At 68.1% G+C, this 20,561-nt stretch carries 15 protein-coding genes and 1 tRNA gene; 5 read left to right on the top strand and 11 right to left on the bottom strand.

Going from position 1 to position 20,561, the window contains the following annotated elements:
• The first annotated feature begins 74 nt into the window (after positions 1–74).
• Positions 75–1,154 carry a serine hydrolase gene (locus tag ABLE92_RS03805; protein ID WP_348803305.1) on the top strand — a complete coding sequence of 360 codons (1,080 nt, stop codon included), beginning with the start codon at positions 75–77 and terminating at the stop codon, positions 1,152–1,154.
• A complete protein-coding gene (locus tag ABLE92_RS03800) occupies positions 1,151–1,669 on the top strand; it encodes an ArsR/SmtB family transcription factor (protein ID WP_348803304.1) in 519 nt (172 codons plus the stop codon). Before ABLE92_RS03805 ends, ABLE92_RS03800 begins: the two co-directional genes overlap by 4 nt.
• Here ABLE92_RS03800 and ABLE92_RS03795 read toward each other — a convergent pair.
• The 5 genes from ABLE92_RS03795 to ABLE92_RS03775 all read right to left on the bottom strand — a co-directional run bounded on the left by ABLE92_RS03795 (position 1,661) and on the right by ABLE92_RS03775 (position 6,246).
• Positions 1,661–2,458 carry a DNA polymerase beta superfamily protein gene (locus ABLE92_RS03795; RefSeq protein ID WP_348803303.1) on the bottom strand — a complete coding sequence of 266 codons (798 nt, stop codon included), beginning with the start codon at positions 2,456–2,458 and terminating at the stop codon, positions 1,661–1,663. The two genes, ABLE92_RS03800 and ABLE92_RS03795, sit on opposite strands and share 9 nt — an antisense overlap.
• Positions 2,459–2,510: 52 nt before the next feature.
• Positions 2,511–3,653 (bottom strand): acyl-CoA dehydrogenase family protein, encoded by a 1,143-nt coding sequence (locus tag ABLE92_RS03790; protein ID WP_348803301.1) that lies wholly within the window; start codon positions 3,651–3,653, stop codon positions 2,511–2,513.
• Positions 3,654–3,730: 77 nt separating this feature from the next.
• Complete coding sequence (locus ABLE92_RS03785; RefSeq protein WP_348803300.1) at positions 3,731–4,939, bottom strand: L,D-transpeptidase; 1,209 nt, start codon at positions 4,937–4,939, stop codon at positions 3,731–3,733.
• Positions 4,940–5,190: 251 nt separating this feature from the next.
• Positions 5,191–5,763, bottom strand: coding sequence for a permease (locus tag ABLE92_RS03780; RefSeq protein ID WP_348803299.1), 573 nt, complete (start codon positions 5,761–5,763; stop codon positions 5,191–5,193).
• 171 nt (positions 5,764–5,934) lie between these two features.
• A complete protein-coding gene (locus ABLE92_RS03775; protein ID WP_348803298.1) occupies positions 5,935–6,246 on the bottom strand; it encodes a hypothetical protein in 312 nt (103 codons plus the stop codon).
• Positions 6,247–6,434: 188 nt separating this feature from the next.
• Between ABLE92_RS03775 and ABLE92_RS03770 the strand changes: the two genes are divergently transcribed.
• A complete protein-coding gene (locus ABLE92_RS03770; RefSeq protein ID WP_348803297.1) occupies positions 6,435–6,944 on the top strand; it encodes a hypothetical protein in 510 nt (169 codons plus the stop codon).
• A 315-nt stretch (positions 6,945–7,259) separates the two neighbouring features.
• On the opposite strand, the gene ABLE92_RS03765 is transcribed toward ABLE92_RS03770, so the two are convergent.
• From ABLE92_RS03765 to ABLE92_RS03750, 4 genes are all read right to left on the bottom strand, one after another.
• Positions 7,260–7,499 (bottom strand): hypothetical protein, encoded by a 240-nt coding sequence (locus tag ABLE92_RS03765; protein ID WP_348803296.1) that lies wholly within the window; start codon positions 7,497–7,499, stop codon positions 7,260–7,262.
• A 353-nt stretch (positions 7,500–7,852) separates the two neighbouring features.
• Positions 7,853–7,925 (bottom strand) — tRNA-Lys (locus ABLE92_RS03760).
• A 92-nt stretch (positions 7,926–8,017) separates the two neighbouring features.
• Complete coding sequence (locus ABLE92_RS03755) at positions 8,018–9,223, bottom strand: L,D-transpeptidase (RefSeq protein WP_348803295.1); 1,206 nt, start codon at positions 9,221–9,223, stop codon at positions 8,018–8,020.
• Positions 9,220–9,441, bottom strand: a complete 222-nt coding sequence (locus ABLE92_RS03750; RefSeq protein WP_348803294.1) for a DUF3618 domain-containing protein — start codon at positions 9,439–9,441, stop codon at positions 9,220–9,222. The genes ABLE92_RS03755 and ABLE92_RS03750 overlap by 4 nt, the downstream gene beginning before the upstream one ends.
• A 204-nt stretch (positions 9,442–9,645) precedes the next feature.
• Here ABLE92_RS03750 and bcp point away from each other — a divergent pair, with 204 nt between their 5' ends.
• Both bcp and ABLE92_RS03740 read left to right on the top strand, forming a co-directional pair.
• Positions 9,646–10,122: a thioredoxin-dependent thiol peroxidase gene (gene bcp / locus ABLE92_RS03745; RefSeq protein WP_348803293.1), complete on the top strand. Its 477-nt coding sequence runs from the start codon at positions 9,646–9,648 to the stop codon at positions 10,120–10,122.
• Between the two features lie 14 nt (positions 10,123–10,136).
• Positions 10,137–10,760 (top strand): TetR/AcrR family transcriptional regulator, encoded by a 624-nt coding sequence (locus ABLE92_RS03740; RefSeq protein WP_348803291.1) that lies wholly within the window; start codon positions 10,137–10,139, stop codon positions 10,758–10,760.
• An 80-nt stretch (positions 10,761–10,840) separates the two neighbouring features.
• Here ABLE92_RS03740 and acpS read toward each other — a convergent pair whose 3' ends face one another.
• Both acpS and ABLE92_RS03730 read right to left on the bottom strand, forming a co-directional pair.
• Complete coding sequence (gene acpS / locus ABLE92_RS03735) at positions 10,841–11,236, bottom strand: holo-ACP synthase AcpS (RefSeq protein ID WP_348803290.1); 396 nt, start codon at positions 11,234–11,236, stop codon at positions 10,841–10,843.
• A 3-nt stretch (positions 11,237–11,239) separates the two neighbouring features.
• Entirely contained in the window at positions 11,240–20,479 is a 9,240-nt protein-coding gene (locus ABLE92_RS03730) for a fatty acid synthase subunit beta domain-containing protein (protein WP_348803288.1), read from the bottom strand.
• Positions 20,480–20,561: the final 82 nt, after the last annotated feature.

Below are 20,561 nucleotides of genomic sequence, written 5' to 3'. Positions count from 1 at the left end.
CTGGCGCCGATCCCTACCTTCACCTACTCTAGATATTACGTTGTTACGTAGTTACGGATCTGGAGAGGAACAGCATGCGCATCTGGGCAACCGTCGTCCTCGCCGTCGCCGGCCTCGTTGTCGCGACCGTCCCGACGGCATCTGAGTCACCACACGCCGAGGCAGCACCGGCGACGGCCGGGTGCGCTGCGCCCCCACCGCCCGACGTCTCGACCGCGCAGGGATGGATCGGTTACCTCGCAGCCCATCCCGACGACTACGGTCTGGCGATCACCACCGCCGACGGGCAGGACTTCGGCCACAACATCGGCGTGCGGTTCCCGACTGCGTCGGCCATCAAGTTGGTCCACCTGGCCGCCTACGCGCAGGCCGTCGCGCGTGGAGACCTGCATGCCGAGGACACCGTCAGTGTCGACAAGTGGGAGCGGTGGTACTTCCCGCTCGACGGAGGTGCGCATCGGGAGTCACTGCGGTACTTGGGGATTCCGGAGGTCAACGGGGTTGCCGTCGACCAGACCCGTCGGGTGAGCTACCGGCAGCTGGTCGACGTGATGATCCGGTTCTCCGACTCCGCCGCACCGGACGTTCTCCGGGAACGGTTCGGGGACGGCGCACTGCTCGCGATCATGCGCACCTACGGTCTCGGCGACGAGGCCCCCGGTCTCCTCGGTCTGTACCTGGGCCTCCTCGATCCGGCGGTTCACACTGCGGCCCAACGGGATTCGGCGGCGCATCGCTATCAGCACGACCCGGCCTACGCGGCACGCATGCTCTCCCTGGCCGCGACGGCCCCGCCGCTGACGGTCGCCACCGATTCGACCATCGGCGCAACGCCCGGCTCACTGCATGCGCTCATGTCCGCGATCGCCCGTGGGACCCTCGGGCCGGGTGCGGCGATCGCACGGAACGTCCTGGAGTACCAAGGCGTGTCACCCGACGGCGGGACGCTCGGCTTCAAGGGCGGAAGCCTGCCGGGAATCCTGACCGAGGTGTTCGAGTACCGGTTCGCCGACGGCCGGATCGCGGTCGGCACCTTGATGGTCCGCGGCCTCTCCCCCGACGACGCCGCGCGGAACGACTTCGCCCACCAGCGCCTGCTTCTCGGCGCGCTCACCGATCCGCAGGTGACCGCTGCACTACGATGCGTGGTGTGAGTGACCTCGAGTCCGAGCTGCACGAGCTCGCCGCGCGGGTCGACCGGCTCGAGGAGACGCTACGCGGCGGTGGTTCGCCACGACCGGTCACCGAACCTTCCGATGGTCCGGGCCCTCCCGGCACCGACACGTCCGACACCGCCACCGGCGCGCAGACCGTACGTTATTCCGGCACCGTCGATCTGGCCGGTCCGGTGCAGTGGAACATCCACTACGACGCCGCCGCGGCATTGGACCTCCCCACCGAATCGACCGCGGCGGTCTTTGCCGCACTGGGCCACCCGGCCCGCCTGGAGATCGTACGAATCCTGCTGCGCGGCAACGCTTCGGTGACCGATCTCCAGGCGGCCGGTGACTTCGGGACGTCCGGCCAGCTCTACCACCACCTGAAGATCCTCACCGCGGCAGGAGTGGCGAGCAAGCTCGGACGCAACGAATACGGTATCGCCGCAACGCATGTGGTTCCCACGCTGGTGGCGCTGGTGTCCGCGGCGGACATCAGCGGATCACTGTAGGACCGCATCCGACAACGGCGCTCCCCAACTGCGGCCGTACCAGTCGAGCAGCCGTCGGTTGATCAGACGTCGATCGGGATACTCGGGCAGGTCGGCGTGCGCGGCCAATCGGGTCAGCTCCGCCACCGACGCGTCCGCCCGATCCAGCGCTTCCGCCTTGGTGTGCCGTCCGTGCCGGAGCTCGGTCAGCCACGTCCGGTCGGGTTCGGCGATGGGCAGCGTGATCCGACCGGTGGTCAGCAGCTCGACACCCTGAATACCCAAGCGCACCATGTGATATGCGAACTTCGAGTCGAACCCGTAGGACTCGATCAGCTCGGGCCGGTTGGTCCGCCGAGCTCGGATGCCGAGCAGCTTCTCCTTCTGCGAGGTGAGGTAGCCGACGAAGCGTGCGGCGATCTGCCGCGACAGGAACATCGACGCCGACTCCTGTAGCTCCCGGCCGATGTCGTTGCGGTGCACCAATTCCTGCTCCGGGATGAACAGCAGCAACAGGATCGTCGGATTGCCGTCGGCGGCCAGTCGCGCCCACTTGCGCAGGGAGTACACCACCAGGTCGAGATCCCCGGCGCCCGAGCGATTCCCGTCGGGTTGAGTGCGGTACTCGTACTGCTCGAACGGCATCTTCTGCAGGCCCAGAACCCATTCGGGCCCTTCGATGCACACACCCATCTCGTCGCGGTCATCGCCACCGGTGGTCACGCCGTGCAGACCCGAGCCGACCTGACCCCGAAGGATCAGGCCGTGCTCGGCGATCTGCCGGAAGTCCGCATTGTCGTGCTTGGTCATGCCGTCGAAGCTATCGCGGCACGCAAGCGAATTACCGCTCGCGCACAGCCTCTCAGAGGGTGCGCGCGATGATCTCCTTCATGATCTCGTTGGTGCCCGCGTAGATCTTCTGCACCCGCTGATCCGCCCACATCCGGGCGATCGGGTACTCGTTCATGTAGCCGTAGCCACCGAAGAGCTGCAGGCACTCGTCGGCGACGACCATGGCCCGGTCGCTGGTCCACCACTTGGCCATCGCCACCGTCGGGATGTCGAGTTTGCCGTCGAGATGCTTGGTGATGCAGTCGTCGACGAAGACGCGTGCGATCTTGGCCTCGGTGGCCACCTCGGCGAGTTTGAACTTGGTGTTCTGGAACCCGAAGATGGGACGGCCGAACGCGGTTCGTTCCTTGGTGTAGGCCAGCGTGTGCGCCAGTGCGATTTCCATGCCGGCCACCGAGGCGACCGCGATGATCAACCGCTCCTGCGGGAGTTGCTGCATCAGCTGGATAAAGCCCTGCCCCTCCTCACTGCCGAGAAGGTTCTCGACCGGCACGCGTACCCCGTCGAAGAACAGTTCCGAGGTGTCCTGTCCGCGCTGCCCGACCTTGTCGAGCACCCGGCCCCGCCGGAAACCCTCTCGATCGGCCTCGACCAGGATCAGCGAGATGCCCTTGGCGCCCTCGCTCGCGTCGGTCTTGGCGACCACGATGATGAGGTCGGCCTGAGCGCCGTTGGTGATGAAGGTCTTCGATCCGTCGATGACGTACTCGTCGCCCTGCCGGATCGCCTTCGTCTTGACGTTCTGCAGATCCGATCCGGTACCGGGTTCGGTCATCGCGATCGCGCCGACCACCTCGCCGCTGGCCATCTTCGGCAGCCAGGTCTTCTTCTGCTCCTCCGAGCCGTAGGACAGCAGGTAGTGGGCGATGATGCCGTTGTGCAGGCTTGCGCCCCACGACGAGTCGGCCACGCGCGCCTGCTCTTCGATGAGGATGGCCTCGTGGGCGAAGGTGCCCCCGCCGCCGCCGTACTCCTCGGGGATCGACATGCAGAGCAGTCCGAGTTCGCCGGCCTTGTTCCACAGGTCGCGGTCGACGTGGTGCTGCTCGATGAACTTGTCGATGTTCGGCTTGATCTCCTTCTCGCAGAAGTTGCGAGCAAGGTCGCGCAGTGCGGTCAGATCGTCGTCTTCCCAGGAAGAGCGTTCCACCATGGTGTGTGTCCCATCGTCACATGAACATGTCAGCGACGATCGTATCAGTGCTCAGTGGCAGCGTCCGGACGGGCCGGTCAGGCGTTGCCCTTCGACCACACCGCCCACGGGATGTTCCAGTCACCGAGTCCGTCGGTTCCCGGAAGCGTGCCGCCCACGGTGTTCTTCACGACCACCGGATCACCGCGCAGGGTGTTGCGCATGACCCAGAGCGCGTTGTCCGGACTCAGGTTCAGGCACCCGTGGCTGGTGTTGGTGTTGCCCTGTGCCCACACCGACCAGGGCGCGGAGTGGAAGAAGATGCCGCTGTAGGACATTCGCGTCGCGTAGTCGACGGGCGTGCGGTAGCCGTCGGCCGAACCGACCGGGACACCGTAGGTGGACGAATCCATGATGATGTTGTCGTGCTTGTCCGACACCAGGTAGATGCCGTTGTCGGTCGGCGTGGCGTCCTTACCCATCGACGTCGGCATCGAGCGGATCGTCTTGCCGTCCTGGACGAACGTCACCTGCTTGGTGTTGTCGTCGGCGGTGATCAACATCGAGCGTCCGACCTTGAAGGTCGACTTGACGTTCTCCTGACCGAACAGGCCACCACCGAGGTCGATCCCGTAGGTGTTCACCGCGACGTTGACCGTGGTGCCCGGCTTCCAGTACTCCTGCGGCCGCCAACGGACCTCGGTGTCACTGATCCAGTAGAAGGCGCCCTGCACCGGCGGGTCGGTGGTGATCTTGATGGCGTCCTGCGCGGCACGACGGTTGGTGATCGACTCGTCGAACTTCACCGCGACCGGCTGCCCGACGCCCACCGTCTCGCCGTTGTCGGGGGTGAGGTAGGCCTGGGTGAGATTGTTCGGTGCGCGCGTGGTGAAGGACACCTCGCGGGTGGTGGCACCGCCGACGCCGGTCGCATCCGCGGTCAGCGTGTAGGTGCGGTTGTAGCCGAGCGGTTCGCTACTGACCCAACGGGTTCCGTCTTCGCTCAACTCCCCGCCCACGGCGGAACCGTCGGCCTTGTTGATCCGGACGTTGGTCAGCGCACCCTCGCTGGCGACCACCGTGATCGGGGCGCCGGGCTGCACGCCGACGGCATCGTTGGCGAGGGGCTTGTTGCCCCATTCGGTGATCTCGAGGCCGGGCTTGAGCAGTTCGTCGTACAGAACCGAACTGCCGACGTTCGACGAATACTTCGATTCCGACGAGCACGACGTCACCAAGGCGACGATCGCCAGCAACAGCACACCGACCGCGACCGATGACCGCGAGCGATTCCGACCGATCCCCATAACTCTCCCACCTGCAACCATGACCACCAGCGAAGGAATCCCCGCAATCCCGCACCAAGTGTACGAGATACCGGATATGTCGGAGTCCCACCCACGCGCCCGCCGCTGTCGGCCGAATGACGTCCGAGAGGTGCTCGCGCGATGAGAGATCCTCGACATGAATGAACGCCCCGCACCGAGCGGGACGTCCATGTCGCTTTCGGGCGATCTTACCAAATTCGCCGGGTACCCAGGCGCAGCGCGACGCGGTGTCAGGCGGCGCCCGGACCCGTCGTCGGAGCGGTCCCCGAGGTGGGTGCCGATGGCGCGTTCCGGCGGCGGCGAATCCGGACGACGAGGACGAACACGACGGCGAACACCGCGACCGCGAGGATCACGCCGGCCAGGGTCGCGCCGCGGAAACCGGGCCCGTCCACGTCGAGGATGCGTTCGCCCGCGTGTGCCGCACTGCTGTTGCCGGCCACGATCGACAGCGTCAACAGATTCGGGATCGACACCACCACGGCGAGGACGATCAGCCCGATCGCCCAGTACCGTCCGCCACGCCAACGACGAGTCCACCAGATCGGCACCAGCAACAACAGTGAGACGAACGTGCAGACGAATCCGAACGCGAGGCCGTATCCGGTGCCCGAGGTGATGCTGCCGTCGACCATCGAACCGATGTGCTGCGCCCACTCCCGTGGCGCGAACGCCGCGAGGATGAAGTAGGTGATCACCAGCAGCACCGCGAGGATGCCGACGGCGATCGCCTTCCACGCCCACGAGGGCAGTCCGTTCGAGGAGGCCGCCGGGCTGACCGGTGTCTTCGCGTTGTCGCTCATGACCACATCGTGGTGACCGGATCGGCCGATTGCCAACCTCGGCACGACACCGTGACCGCTTCGATATCGACCTTCGCGCTTCGCGCAGACCGTCGATGCTCGCGCGGGCCGTCGACGGCTCACCTGAGCCACGAGGACCCGCGCGACCGGAGACCAGCCGCGGGAAAGCGATCAGGACCTCGCCCGGGTGACCAACTCCAGCGAGTCGAGAAGGCGAAGCCGATGGTCGATCTCGCGCAACTGCCGGGCCGCCTCGATCGGGTCGTCGACCTCACCGACCGCGGACGCAACGCGGTCCCGGGGCCACTCTGCCAGTCTCGCGCGCCGCTTCCGCTCGTTGCGCAGTTCACGGACGCCGTAGAAAGAAAATAAGGCGAACATCGCGGCGGTCCACCACTCGCCCATGATGAGGGAACCGACGAAGACCACCGGCGACACGACCGCGAGAAGGAGCGCACACCATCTGATGGCTTTGCTGAGCACCCCGAACCCCTTTGTCGACTCCAACCCGTCGCTGCAGGATATCGAACCAATGATGTCGGGACTTCGAGGCCGCCGCGACGCCACCATCGGTCGTGCTTCGGGACAGAGGCCCCCCTTGACCGACTGCCCCGCGCGGGGCGATCTGAGCCGCGGTCCCGGGCTGCGGCTGCCAGTTGTTCAATGATCAGATGTGCGCGCTCCACAATGGCGGCGACCTTCCGCCCGAGATCGATCTCTCCCTGTTCTCGGGCTGGGTCCGATTCGACGATCTGCCGAGCGCTGACGTGCCTCGTGGGCCGGGCGTCTACGTCGTGGTGCGCGACACCGACGTGCCCCCGGAATTCCTCGACGTGTCGCCGGCGGGGCATTGGAAGGGCCGCGACCCCACCGAACCGATCGCCGACCTGCGCGACCGTTGGGTACCGGCGAGCCGTGTGATCTATATCGGCAAGGCCAACGTCGGCAGGAGGGGTCGACGCGGGCTGCGACGGCGGCTTGATGAGTACCGCCGGTACGGAGCCGGTGAGACTGTCGCGCACTCAGGCGGGCGTCGCATCTGGCAGCTCGTCGATCACGCCGATCTGCTCGTCGCGTGGCGCGAGACACCCGACGCGGACACCGCCGAAGCCGAAAGTTCCATGATCGCCGCGTTCCGCAAACGCCACGGTCGCCTGCCGTTCGCAAACGCGAAGCTGTGAAGCCTCGGGGGACCAACGATCGCCACTGAACCCTGTTGGGCGCCTTGCCGGCCCGCGCACCCTCGTGAGGCACCGACCGAAGAATCACTGCCCTAGCGTGGGCCGCGGCCGAATACGTTCAGGCTCGACAGCGCCGCCGATCCCGAACACACGCCAGTGATCGAATTCGGCACCGGGAAGATCATCGAGATCTGGGCACCGCTGCATCGTGGCGAAGATCGTGTCTGCGGGCAGAGCGACATCCCCTGATCCGACATGACGAGCGAGATTCGGCTGCACCGATGAGAGCGTTGGTGTCCAGTACGAGGACAACGGTCAACTATCCGCTACCTCCGGCCAACCGGCATGTACGCCCTGACGACGTTCCCGCCGGATACGCTCGGTTTCGGCTTCGACTTCCTCGAATGCCGTGTCCTCAAGCAGTTCGCCCCGATCACGGACTTTGCCGTAGACGGCATCGAGAGCGGCTCGGGCCAGCGCAGCATCGTCGCCCTTCTCCCCGTAGCGCGCAGACAACCTCCGTAGAGCGTCGGCACGCCTATCCTGCCTGCTCATGGGGTCCTCCTCCCGGGTGGGTGTCCGGCAAGGCTACCCATCCGACGACAGGAGCGTCGCGAACGATCCCCAGGGCTTCTCACGCGGGCATCGGGGCCGTCTGGTTGCTCGCGCATCGGGTGACACAGGCGAGACCACGCCGTACCGGTCACCAGCCGGTAGATCGCGGCGGGCTGGTGTACCGGGACGCCCGATCGGCCCTCAGCGTGCGCCTGGATCTCGTTGCGCCGGAGTCGATCTATCGGATGTGCCGGTCCGAGGTCCTGGGCGGCGTTCGCCGCTCTTGGCACACCCGGCCACTCAACGAGAAAGCCAGGTCAGAGGAAAATTTCTTCTGACCTGGCTTCTCTTTGTGCGCCATCAGGGACTCGAACCCCGAACCCGCTGATTAAGAGTCAGCTGCTCTGCCAATTGAGCTAATGGCGCTTGGCGAACCGAGAGGAAACATTACATGACCGGTGCCCCAGAAATGAAATCGGCTGGTCAGGAGCGTATTCCGCTCGGTGTCGCACCGATCGTCAGGCGTTGCCCTTCTTCCAGACCGACCACGGGATGTTCCAGTCGCCGAGACCGTCGTCACCCGGAAGGATCGGTCCCACAGCGTTCTTCACGGTGACGATGTCGCCGCGCAGTGCCGTGTTGAGGAACCATTCGGCGTTGTCCGGGCTGACGTTCAGGCAGCCGTTGCTGACGTCGTCGACGCCCTGGTCGCCCAGCGACCAGGGAGCGGAGTGGACGTAGATGCCGCTGTAGGAGATCCGGGTCGCGTCATACACCGTCTCGCGGTAGCCACCGGGCGAACTGACCGGCACCCCGTAGGTCGACGAGTCCATGATCACGCTCGGATCCCGTTCGGCCACAATGTAAACACCATTGTTGGTCGGGGTGGAGTCCTTGCCCATCGAGGTGGGCATCGTGCGGACGACCTTGCCGTTGATCGACACGGTGATCTGGTGGGTGTTGTCGTCGGCGGACGCGATGAGGCTGCGTCCGACGGTGAAGTGGGTGCTCAGGTTGTTGTCGCCGTACACGCCGTCACCGAGGTCGATTCCCTTGGTGTTGACCTTGACGCCGACCTTGGTGCCCGGCTTCCAATAGTGCTCCGGGCGCCACCGCAGCATCGAGTCGTTGACCCAGTAGAAGGCACCCTCGACCGGCGGGTCGGTGGTGACCTGGATGGCCCGCTGCGCGTTGAGCTTGTTGGTGACCGGCTGATCGAAGTTGATCATCACCGGCTGCCCGATGCCGACGGTCTCCCCCTCGGCGGTCACGCTCGACGCCGACGCGGTCGACTCCGCCGAGGCGGTACTGAACGTCAGCTTCTTGGCCCCGGCACCCTCGATGCCCTGAGCCGCCGCGGTCAGCGTGTAGTCGGCGCCGAAGTCGAGGGCGTTGGTCGCGGTCCACGTGGAGCCGTCGGCGGAGACGGTGCCGGCGACCGGCCCGTCGTCGCCGGTGACGACGACCGACTTCAGGCTCCCGTCATGGGCGGTCACCGTGAGCGGCGCACCCGGCATCACTCCTACCGCGTTGTCCTTCACCGGGCGATCGGCCCACCCGGTGACGGCGATACTCGGCTGCCCCAACGAACTCAACGCCGGCGCGTTCCCGACCGTGTCGGAATACGACGACGACGCCGTGCAACCTGGCAAAACGGTCACAACGGCGCCGGCGGTGAGGAGGAGGAGTGCGTGTCGGGCGTTGACGCCCCGCACCCGGGTCACCTCATGACCTTGCGAATGACGAGAATGACGACAACCGAACCGACACCCGCGATGGCGTATTTCACCGCGGGCTTGTTCACGAACGCCAGAGCCGCACTCTTGGCGTCCTCGGTCAGGCGCTGCGGGTTCGCCCGAGCAGCCAGGGTGTCGAGTGTGCTGGCCAGTTCCTCGCGAGCCTTCGCGATGTCCTGTTCGATACGGTCGGTATCCCCGGCCACGTGGTCCTCCAAAACGTCTCACCAACGGAAAAATTGCCCAACGAACAGCACCCGACACCGGCACCGGGCCGGGTTCGGGACTGCTGACACAACGCGCCCGCACCTGGATGAAGTTCCCGGCGCGGACGATTGCGGCGTGAGCGCCATCTCAGGCTACGCCATGACCGCTGCTGAGCATGGACGTTGATCGGCTAGCCTGGCGTCATGTCCGAGTCACATCGCCTCGCCGTCGGCGACCCCGCACCCGCCTTCTCACTCCCGGACGCAGAGGGAAATACGGTTTCGCTCGCCGACTACGCAGGGCGAAAGGTGATCGTCTACTTCTACCCGGCCGCCGCCACCCCCGGGTGCACCAAACAGGCCTGCGACTTTCGCGACAGTCTGGCCGAGCTGAACGGCGCCGGCATCGATGTGATCGGAATCTCACCGGACAAACCGGCAAAGCTCGCGAAGTTCGCCGCAGCCGAGGGCCTCACGTTCCCCTTGCTGAGCGACCCGGACAAGGAGGTGCTCACCGCGTGGGGCGCCTTCGGGGAGAAGAAGCTCTACGGCAAGGTCGTGACCGGCGTCATCCGGTCGACGTTCGTCGTCGACGCCGACGGCACCATCGCCCTGGCCCAGTACAACGTCCGCGCCACCGGTCACGTCGCCAAACTCCGCCGCGACATGAAACTGGACTGATCGCGCAGACGACGATGACCGCCCAACCGCTGGTCCCCCGCAAGAGGCCGACTCAGGAACGCAGCAAACGCAAGTTCTCCGCGATGCTCTCGGCCGCGCGTGATCTGCTCACCGAGGTCGGGTTCGAGTCACTGACCTGCGAGGAGATCGCCTCCCGCGCAGAGGTTCCCATCGGGACGCTGTATCAGTACTTCGCCAACAAGTACGTCATCGTCTGCGAACTCGACCGGCTCGACACGGTCGCGGTCCGCGAGGAGCTGACGGCCTTCGCCTCGGAGGTTCCGTCGTTGGAGTGGCCGGTGCTGCTCGAGAAGTTCCTCGATCACCTCGCCGCACTGTGGCGCGACGATCCGTCCCGGCGTGCGGTGTGGCTGGCGGTGCAGTCCACCCCGGCCACCCGGGCCACCGCGTCGCAGAACGAGCGGGTGCTCGCCGAGCAGGTGGCGCGGCTGATCGCGCCGCTGACCCCGTCGCAGCGCGATCGCCGCGACATGATGTCGCAGGTCCTCGTCCACACCGCGTATTCGTTGCTGAGCTTCTCCGTGCAGGACGGTCACGATCACCCGGAGACCGTCAGCGAACTCAAACGCATGCTCGCCGGATACCTGCTGCTCGAGGAATCCACCTCAACCATGTGAGACGAAGACCACGTGAGACAAGACCGGGCCGCCACAGCGGTGTGGCGGCCCGGACGTCGGGGGGTGATGGACCCGGCTGCTCAGCCGGCTCCCTCGATGATGGCGACGGCCGCCGCCGACGGACCGTCGTGCGTCAGCGACACATGCACGAGGGTGTCACGCAGGTGCTCGGCGATCTCGCCGGCCAGCCGGATGGCCGGACGGCCCCAGTTGTCGGTGATCACCTCGATGTCGCTGTGCCGGATCAGCGGCAGCAGCGGCGACCGCGCGAAGCGGCTCACCGACCACGCCTTGACGACGGCTTCCTTGGCGGCCCAGCGGGCGGCGAGGTGACGGGCATCCTCACCGGTCCCGGCGGCCGAGTCCCGCCGCTCCCCGACCGTGAAACGGTCGGAGAACGTGGTACCCGGTTGGGATAATTGCTCGGCGAACTCGGGGACGGACACGATGTCGATCCCCACTCCCAGTACGGCCATGTCTCAGCTCACGCCCGATCCGGACACGGCATTGCCGTAGGCACCCGAGGTGCCCAGGCGCACAGCCGGATCCAGCAGCAGGTCGGCCTCGGCGTCGTGCTCGTCACGGGCCTCGTCGAACCGGCGGTTCGGCGGACGACGGTAGGCGGCCTCGCCACCGCACATCGCCTGCAGCAGACGCTGGCTGCCGTTGCGCTCCCGTTCGGCGGCCCGGCGACGGTACTCGTCCCGCTCGGACGGGTCCAGCGAGGCGATGAACGCCTCCGGATGGACGACCGCGATGAGACCCGACACGTGACCGAAGCCGAGGCTGGTAAGCAGACCGGCCTTGAGCGGGAAGCGATCTCCCAGACGCAGGGTCTCCCGCGCCCACACCAGATGCGGATACTCGGCCATCTTCTCGTCCACGCAGTCCAGACTGCGGTTGGGCGGGATGACGCCGTCACGCAGCACCTGGCACAGCCCGATGAGCTGGAAGGCCGCGGCACCGCCCTTGGCGTGGCCGGTCAGCGACTTCTGCGACACCACGAACAGCGGTGCACCCTCGCTCCGGCCGATCGCCGCCGCGAGCCGCTCGTGCAGTTCGGATTCGTTGGGATCGTTGGCCCGCGTGGACGTGTCGTGCTTGGAGACCACCGCGACATCGTCGGCGGAGACACCCAGGGCGTTCAGCGCGTTGGCCAGCGGCGAACTCAGCGCACCGCGGGCTGCACCCAACGCACCCAGGCCGGGGGCCGGGATGGAGGTGTGCACACCGTCGCCGAAGCTCTGCGCCCAGCCGACCACACCGAGGACCGGCAGACCCATCTGCGCCGCGACGTCGCCGCGGGCCAGCAGAATCGTTCCGCCACCCTGGGATTCGACGAATCCGCCGCGTCGACGGTCGTTGGCCCGCGAGTAACGGCGCTCGTCGATGCCGCGGGCGGCCATCTTGGCCGACTCCGCGGTCGCGGACATGTCACCGAATCCGACGATGCCCTCGATGCCGAGGTCGTCGAAGCCGCCGGCCACCGCGAACAGTGCCTTGCCGAGCCGGATCTTGTCGACGCCCTCTTCCACCGACACCGCGGCGGTGGCGCACGCGGCGACTGGGTGGATCATCGCGCCGTAGCTACCCACGTAGGACTGGACCACATGGGCGGCAACGATATTCGGCAGGGCCTCCTGCAGGATGTCGTTGGCCTTGGACTCACCGAGGATGGTGTTGATGTAGAGCTCGCGCATCGAGGTCATGCCGCCCATGCCGGTGCCCTGGGTGTTGGCCACCAGGCCGGGGTGCACCCAGCGCATCAGTTCGCTCGGGGTGAAGCCCGACGACAGGAACGCGTCGACGGTGGCGACCAGATTCCACAGCGCCACCCGGTCGATCGACTCGACCATGTCGGCGGAGACGCCCCAGCGGGTCGGATCGAATCCGGTGGGGATCTGACCACCGACGGTGCGGGTCAGGGTGAACGTGCGCGGCACCCGGATCTCGGTGCCGGCCAGTCGCGTGACCTGCCATTCGCCGGACTCCTCGTCGGCGACGACGCGGGTGCGTTCCGGGTCGGCGGCGGCGAAGGCGCGTGCCTCGGCCTCCGAGGACACCGAGAAGGTGAGGTCCTCGTCGAGGAACACCGATGTCAGCAGCGGCGAGGTGTTGTCGATCATGGCGCCGTCGTCGGCGTAGCGACGGATGCCGCACCGTTCGATGACCACGTCGTGATAGCGCTCGGCGATGTCGGCCTCGGCCACCGGATCACCGGATTCGGTGTCGTACCAGCCCGGCTTGGGCGCGGTGTCCCAGGTGATCAGGCCGGTGTTCCAGGCGAGTTCGAGAACACCTGCGGCCGAGAGCTTTTCGTCGACCTCCATCTCGAAGCGGGTGCGCGCCGAGCCGTACGGCCCGAGCTCACCGGCACCGACGATGACGACCATGTCCTCCGGCCGGGCGTCGATGCTCGGCCACTGCGGGGTCATCCCCGCGGTGGCGCGTGCCGGTGCGGGCAGGGCCGCGACGGTGACCGGGGCGTCGGCCGCATCCTCGTCGGCCTCTTCGACCGCGTCGGCTGCCGCTCCGGCAAGGGCTTTCAGGTCGATCGACGGGTCCAGACCGCCGGTGAAGTCGGCGATGACCGCCGCCTGTTTGGCCGCGACACGGGTGTCGGAGTCGCACAGTCCGAGCAGATTGGCCGCCATCTCGTCGGTGGTCCAGGTGCGCACACCCGCCGCCTCCACGGCGTCGACCATGCCGTCGTTGTGGCCCATCAGACCGGTGCCCTTGACCCAGCCGATCAGGGCGTGCGCGAGGGTGGTCTTGGAACCCCAGGATTCCTCTGCGCCCCAACGGGTCACGAGCGCATCGAGAGCGGCCTTGCTCTCGCCGTAGGCGCCGTCACCACCGAACATGCCGCGGTTGGGCGAGCCCGGCAGCACCACGTGCAGACGGGCGGCGATGTCGTGGTCGGCACCGATCTCCGAGAGTCCGGCGATCAGTCGCTCGACCGACCACAGCAGCACCTTCATCTCCAGTTCGGCACGGCCACCGGCGTCGGTGAGGTCACCGGCCACCCGCGGTGCGGCGAACGGGAACAGCAACGTCGGCTTCATCGCCGGCTTGACCACCGCGGTGGTCCCGCCCAGGTTCTCGGTCTGCTCACCACCCAGCCACGCCGCGAGTTCGTCGATGTCGGTGTAGGCGGCCATGTTGGCCGGCGCCACCCACAGCGCCGCGTCGTGGCGGGCGTTCTCGCGGAAGAGCTTCTTGTAGAACGCGAGTCGTGACGAGTCCAGGCGCGAGGTGGTGGCCACCACGGTGGCACCGCCGGCCAGCAGGCCCGCGACGACCGATGCGGCGATTGACCCCTTGCTCGCGCCGGTCACCACGGCGACCTGATCGGCGAACTGTCCCTGACCGGGCTCCTCGGCGGCGGCCGCGATGGCGCCGTAGAGGCGGGCGTGCACCGGATGTCCCTCCGCGGCCGCCTTGGACTGCCACCAGCCGGCATGCTCGGCGACGGTGTGTCCGGCGCCCACGAAGCGTGCGACCTGCGCGTCGACGTCCGCACCGAGGTCGGCCTCGTCGGCCAGCCACAGCCGCACCAGATCTTCGCGCGCGGTGGCCCAGCGGTCGTCGATGAGCACCACCTTGGCCTCGTCGAAGGCCGGTGCCACGGTGCGCGCCCAATCCGAGCCGAGTTCGTCACTGACCCGCTGCGCCACCACGGCATTGGGATCGTCGGCGGTCTCCGGGGTGGAGACCTCCTCGGTGAGGCCGAGCTTGGCGAGCAGGGTGTTGGCGGCCGAGGCCAGCGCACCGGAGCGACCGGTGATCTGCTCGGTGAACTCGCCCAGCGCCGCGGCGTCGACGGTGGCCCCACCGCCGGATTCGGCGGCCGGCTTGGCCACCGCGATCCCGCGGCCGGCGCCGGCGGCGACGACGGCCCGGTCGATCAGGCCGTCGAGCGCGTCGGTGTTGGCGACCGCGCCGTCGAGCAGATCGCCGAGGTCGCCGCCACGGACGCTGGCGCCGTCGCGGCTGCCCAGCGCGAGCGCGACCTGGGTGTGCAGGGCCCATCCGGGGCCCAGCTGCCAGACGCCGGTCACCCGGTCGGTGATGTAGGACTGGCGCTTGCCGGTCGGGCCGATGACCTTGCGGATCTGATCGCCGACCGCGTCGGTGAGCACCGTGCCCAGCGGGCGGTACCCGCGGGCCAGGCTCTCCACCGTCGAGGCGAGCGCGCCCATGTCGGCCTCGGCGGCGCCGTCGATGGCACCGAGGCCGAGTTCGCCGCCGATGTCGAGGAGCAGCTGGTTGCGGCGTGAGGACACCCCGTCGCAGAGCGCCTCGATGGTGTCGGCGCCACCGATCTGATCGACCCGCATCTTGGTCCACAGTGCGATGACGGCCTTGACCGCATCCGCCGGGCCGAAGGAGATGTCGTCCGGGCGGGGTCCGGCGGCTGCGGCCGGGGCCGGGGCGGGCGCGGCGGCAGGTGCGGCGGCCGCTGCCGGGGCGGCGCTCTCGGCACCCGCATCGGCGGCCGGCTCGTCGGCCTCGTCCTCGGGTTCGGGGCCGGAGTCCTTGGCCAGGATGACGTCCGAGTCGCGTTCGAGGTTGACGACCTCGGTGGTGGCCGAGCCGTAGGCATCGAGCTTGAGGGTGTTGGTCGCCAGGCCCGACAGGGTCGGCGCACCCTTCAGTCCGATCTCGACGAAGCGCTGGATTCCCAGGCCGTCACGTTCGGTGCCGGAGAACAGCAGGTCCTGCGTCTCGATCCAGCGCACCGGGCTGGCGAACTGCCATGCGAGGAGTTCGATCAGGATGACGCGGGCCAGCTTGGCGGGCTGCGCGGACCACGAATCCCAGTCCGCGAGAACCGCATTCAGCGGATCGGAGGGAACCAACTCGGCGATCTCGGTAACGAAGTCGCGACCGAGGTTGAACATCCGCGGCACCAGGTTCGGGATGTAGTGGCCGATGAGGATCGACGGATCGAACTCCTCGGGCAGCAGCGCGTCGAGCTTGCCGCGGAACTCCGGGACACCGGCGCGCAACACCGTGGAGTGGAACGGAACGTCGATGCCGGGCACCAGGATGAAGGAGCGCTTGCCACCGAACTCGAGACGGCGGCGCTCGATCTCCTCCTCGAGCACCTCGAGGCCACGCACCGTGCCGACGAGGGCGTACTGCGAGCCGAGCAGGTTGAAGTTGACCACCTCGAGGAACTCGCCCGCCGATTCACCGAATTCGCTCACCCAGGTGGCGACGTCCTCGTCGGCCAGACCGAACTGGCTGGGCCGGATCGCGGCCATCCGATAGTCGCTGCGGCCCTGCTCATCTCGGGGAACGAGGTGATGCATGGCCTCGCCACGCTGGAAGACGACCTCCAGCACGGCCTCGAGCGGCAGCACCCCGGCGCAGGCGGCCAGCGCGTTGTACTCGCCGACGGAATGCCCGCAGGTGATGGCGCCCTCGACGAAACCGCCCGACTCCTTGAGTTCGGCGATCTGGGCGACGCCCAGGGTCGCCATGGCGACCTGGGTGAACTGCGTCAGGTTGAGCACACCGTCGGGATGGCTGTAGGTGGTGCCGTTCGCGATCAGGGTGGTCGGGTTGTCCCGCACGACCGCGAGGATCGAGAAGCCCAGCGCCTTGCGGGTGTGCTTGTCGGCGCGATCCCACACCTTGCGTGCGGCCTTCGACCGCGAGCGGGCGTCGAGACCCATGCCCTTGCTCTGGATGCCCTGGCCGGGGAACGCGTAGACGGTACGCGGCGCGGCGAGCAGTCCGGTGGCACTCATCACGAGGTCGTCGCCGACCTTGGCGGTGACCTCGACGACCTCGCGGCCCGCGTCGAGTCCGACGCGGTCGACCCGGACACTGATCTCGTCACCGGTACGGACCATGCCGAGATACCGTGCGGTCCAACCGATCAGCGGACGCGGGGACGGGATGGGGTTCTTCGCATCGGTGGCGGTGACCACCTGCTGCGCCGCCGCCGACAGCCACATGCCGTGCACGATCGGGTCGCCGAGGCCGGCCAGCCGGGCCGCGGAGGCGTCGGTGTGGATCGGGTTGCGGTCACCGGAGACGCCGGCGAAACCAGTCATCCGCGACGGCGCGGTGATGGTCGCCACGCGCAGGGTCTTGCGGGTGGCCGAACCCTCGTCGTCGAGGGCTCCGCCGGCCCGCGCCGGGTCGGTGAGTTCGGCGGCGCCGAGACGTCCACGGATCGCGAAGCGCTCATCCATCGTCGCGATCGTCGCATCGCCGGCACGCACCTCGACGGCCACCTCGACGACGCGTCCGACCTCGGTGTCGGCGACGGTGCCGGTGGTCGCGGTGATCGTCAGATCGGTGGCGGTGGTCGGGATGTCGCCGACGAGGCGGACCACGTGGTCGAGGTGGACCAGGTCGAGCAGGCCCTCGATGACCGAGCAGCCCTCGTCGGTGGTGGCCGCGCCGATGACGCTGAACACGCTCGGCCAGCAGGCGCCGACCAGGGTGTCGGGAACCGCGAAACCGAAGGGCTCCGACGGTGTCGTCGGATGCAGGTGTGCGGGCATCGTGTAACCGGTGACGGCGGCGTGGTCGGCCACCGAATCCGGGTTCCACGACACGGTGGTGGTGGAGGCACCGTCGGTGACCTGTGCCAGCGACCCACCGGCGGCGACGGTCAGGATCTCCCGCATCGCGGCGGCGGCGTCGTCGGCGAGCACCAGCGGGCTGCCCCCGTCGCGCACCGACGAGTCGATCCGCACCGGGATGCGCACCGCGGCCGAGGAGATCGGGATGATCAGGTCGAAGCGCTCGTCGTCGACCTTCTCCACCACGGCACCGGAGGTCTCGTGTTCGGCGCGCTCGGGCGACACGACGGTCCATCGGTCGCGATCACCCAGGCGGGCAACGGGACTCGGGACGATGCGGCCGGCCCAGCTGACGTCGTCGGCCTCGAGCACCGTGGTGATCGAGCCGGCGTCGGCGACCAGCCCGGCCCGATGGCGCGAGTCGATCGCGACGGGCTGCGCGCCGGCGTCGGTGAGGTCGGTGGCGACCTGCGCCTCGAAACGGTCGAGCAGATCGCCCACCGGCTCGTCGACCCGGGTGATACCGGCGACGGCCACCGGACCCGGGATGATGCAGACGGCGTCGGCGCCGTAGCGCGCGTCGTGCGCCTGCCACAGTGAGTCGCTGCGCCACCACCGGCGGACGTCCTTGTCGATCACCGGGACGAAGTTGACCGGCTTGCCCGGGGTGCGGCACTGATCGAGGAAGAAGGCGACGTCGGCGGGGTGCAGGATGTCGACCTCGACGGCCGGGTAGACGCCGATGACGGCATCGATCGCGGCATGGGCGTCCTCGACACTGGCGACGTCGCCGAACATCGTCGGGATCTCACCGGAGTCGAGCGGGTTCATTCGGGCCTCGGTGCGGCGCAGCATCTCCACGAAGCGCTGCTTCCATGTGATGTCGGCCCAGGGCAGCTGATCGGCGTCGGCCGCACCGACCGACAGGGTCGCGAAACGCTCCAGCCACTGCTGGTAGGTCATCTCGGCGACGTCACCGAAGTACGGCTTGGCCGTCGGCGCCATGGCGGCGATGATCTCGTCGCGGCGGTCGGCGACGGCGTCGGCGTCACCGGCGACCTCGTCGAGCAGGCGACCGCAGCGCGACGCGGCGTTGTCGACCTCGTGGATGTCGGCGCCGAGTTGGCTTCGGCCGGAAGCCATTCCGGCGGTGGCCTGTCCCGCTCCGATCCAGTCGTCGCAGCCGACGGTGTCGACGAGCAACTGCTTGACCTCGGGTGCGGTGGTCGCCTCCAGGGCGGCCATCGCCGCGGTGCCGACGAGGATGCCGTCCAGCGGCATCGTCGGGTAGCCGTGGTCGGTGGCCCAGGCGCCGGTCAGGTAGGCGCTCGCCCGTTCCGGGGTGCCGATGCCGCCACCGACGCAGACGACGATGTTCGGGCGGGCCCGGAGTTCGCCGTAGGTGGCCAGCAGCAGGTCGTCGAGGTCTTCCCAGGAGTGGTGACCGCCGGCGCGTCCGCCTTCGATCTGGACGATCACCGGGTGGTGGGGCACCTCGGCGGCGATGCGGATGACCGAGCGGATCTGCTCCACGGTGCCCGGCTTGAAGGCGACGAAGCGCAATCCGGCCTCGACGAACTCGTCGACGAGGGCGACGGCCTCGTCGAGTTCGGGGATACCGGCGGAGACGATCACACCGTCGAGCGGGGCGCCCTGGGCGCGGGCCTTCTGCACCAGGCGTTTGCCGCCTAGCTGCAATTTCCACAGATAGGGATCGAGGAACAGTGCGTTGAACTGTGCCTGCCGGCCGGGCTCGAGGAGGTCGGTCAGGGTGGCGACGTTGTCGGCGAGGATCTGCTCGGTGACCTGCCCACCGCCGGCGAGCTCGGCCCAGTGGCCGGCGTTGGCGGCGGCGGCGACGATGGCGGGGTCGACGGTGGTCGGGGTCATGCCGGCGAGCAGCATCGGCGAGCGGCCGGTCAGCTTGGTGAACGATGTTTCGACGACGCGACGGCCGTCGGGCAGCTCGGCGATGGTCGGGGCGAACTCGGACCAGGGGCGAGCAACCTCGGGAATACCGCCGGGGCTGAACAGATTTCGCTGACCGCCGCGCAGTGCCGCGGCCACGAGTCCGACACCCTGACCGCGGACCAGCGGTGCCGAGAGCCGGGTGGCGAGGTCACCGGGGCCGAAGTCGAGGATCCACCGGGCGCCGGCGTCGATGACGGAATCCACGGTCGCGACCCAGTCGACCGGCTCCACCAGGATGGAACGGGCGTGACGCAGTGCCAGGTCGACGTCGATTCCGCACAGCGCGGCCCATTCGCCGACGAGATCGACCGCGTCGGCCATCCCGGGGTGGTGGAAGGCGACACTCACCTGGAGGTGGTCGGTGGTGGGATCGAACGGCGCGCCGCCGATCACCTTGCGCTTGCGGTCGGCGGCCTCGGCCTCGGCGACCTGCTCGCAGCGCTCGGCGAAGGCCCGCAGATGGCGCGGTGCGCCGGACAGCACCACCGAGGTGCGGCTGTTGCGGATGGCGACGACGGGTGCGACGTCGAGGGCCGAGGCCGACAGGTTCGCGCGGTACTCCTGCAGCAGCGCGTCGATCCGCTCGGGGCGGATGCCGGTGATCGCCAGCATCGGCGAGCCCTCGCCGGTGGTGGCGAGTCCGCGGCGCCGCGCGATGATGGTTCCGGCCGCACCGATGAGATGGGCGATCGCCAGGAGCAGACCCTGCCCGGACTCGGCGACGTGTCCGTCGGCGCAGATGGCACCGGTCGCCAGGGAGCCCTGGGAATGGCCGACGACGGTGACCGGTGCGGCACTCGTGGTGTCGAGGCCCTGTTTCTTCAACGATTCGATGGCGGCCAGCTGGGTCAGCAGCACACCGGGACCCGACAGGGTGAAGTCGGCGAGTTCGGCGTCGGCGGGGACCTGCTCACCGGTGTCGATGGCGTGCACCCAGGACAGCGGATGGAAGCCGTCGGGGCGCGCCATGGTGATCGCGTCGGCGACCGGTTCGACGAGTCGTTCGGCCGCCTCGACCACGGCCGACACCCGATGTTCGAGATCGGCGTCGATCACCAGCTCGGCCAGCGTCGGCAACCACGCAGAGCCCTGCCCGCCGAAACTGATCGCGTAGGCCTCGCCGTTCTCGAGCCGATCGATCAGGCTCTCCGAGGGCCCGGTCTGGGCGCGGGCGTTTCCGGTGCGGTGGTGATCGACGGTCACATGAACTCCTGTGGGTTGTGTCCGGATTGGGGTGCGACCGATGGCGACGCCGAGTCAGGGCGTGCGTCATCGCGACCACCAC

The organism is Gordonia oleivorans (genome assembly GCF_040044975.1).
Lineage (GTDB): Bacteria > Actinomycetota > Actinomycetes > Mycobacteriales > Mycobacteriaceae > Gordonia > Gordonia oleivorans.
The sequence above is the reverse complement of the archived record's forward strand: the minus strand, read 5'-3'. Positions and strand labels throughout refer to the sequence as shown.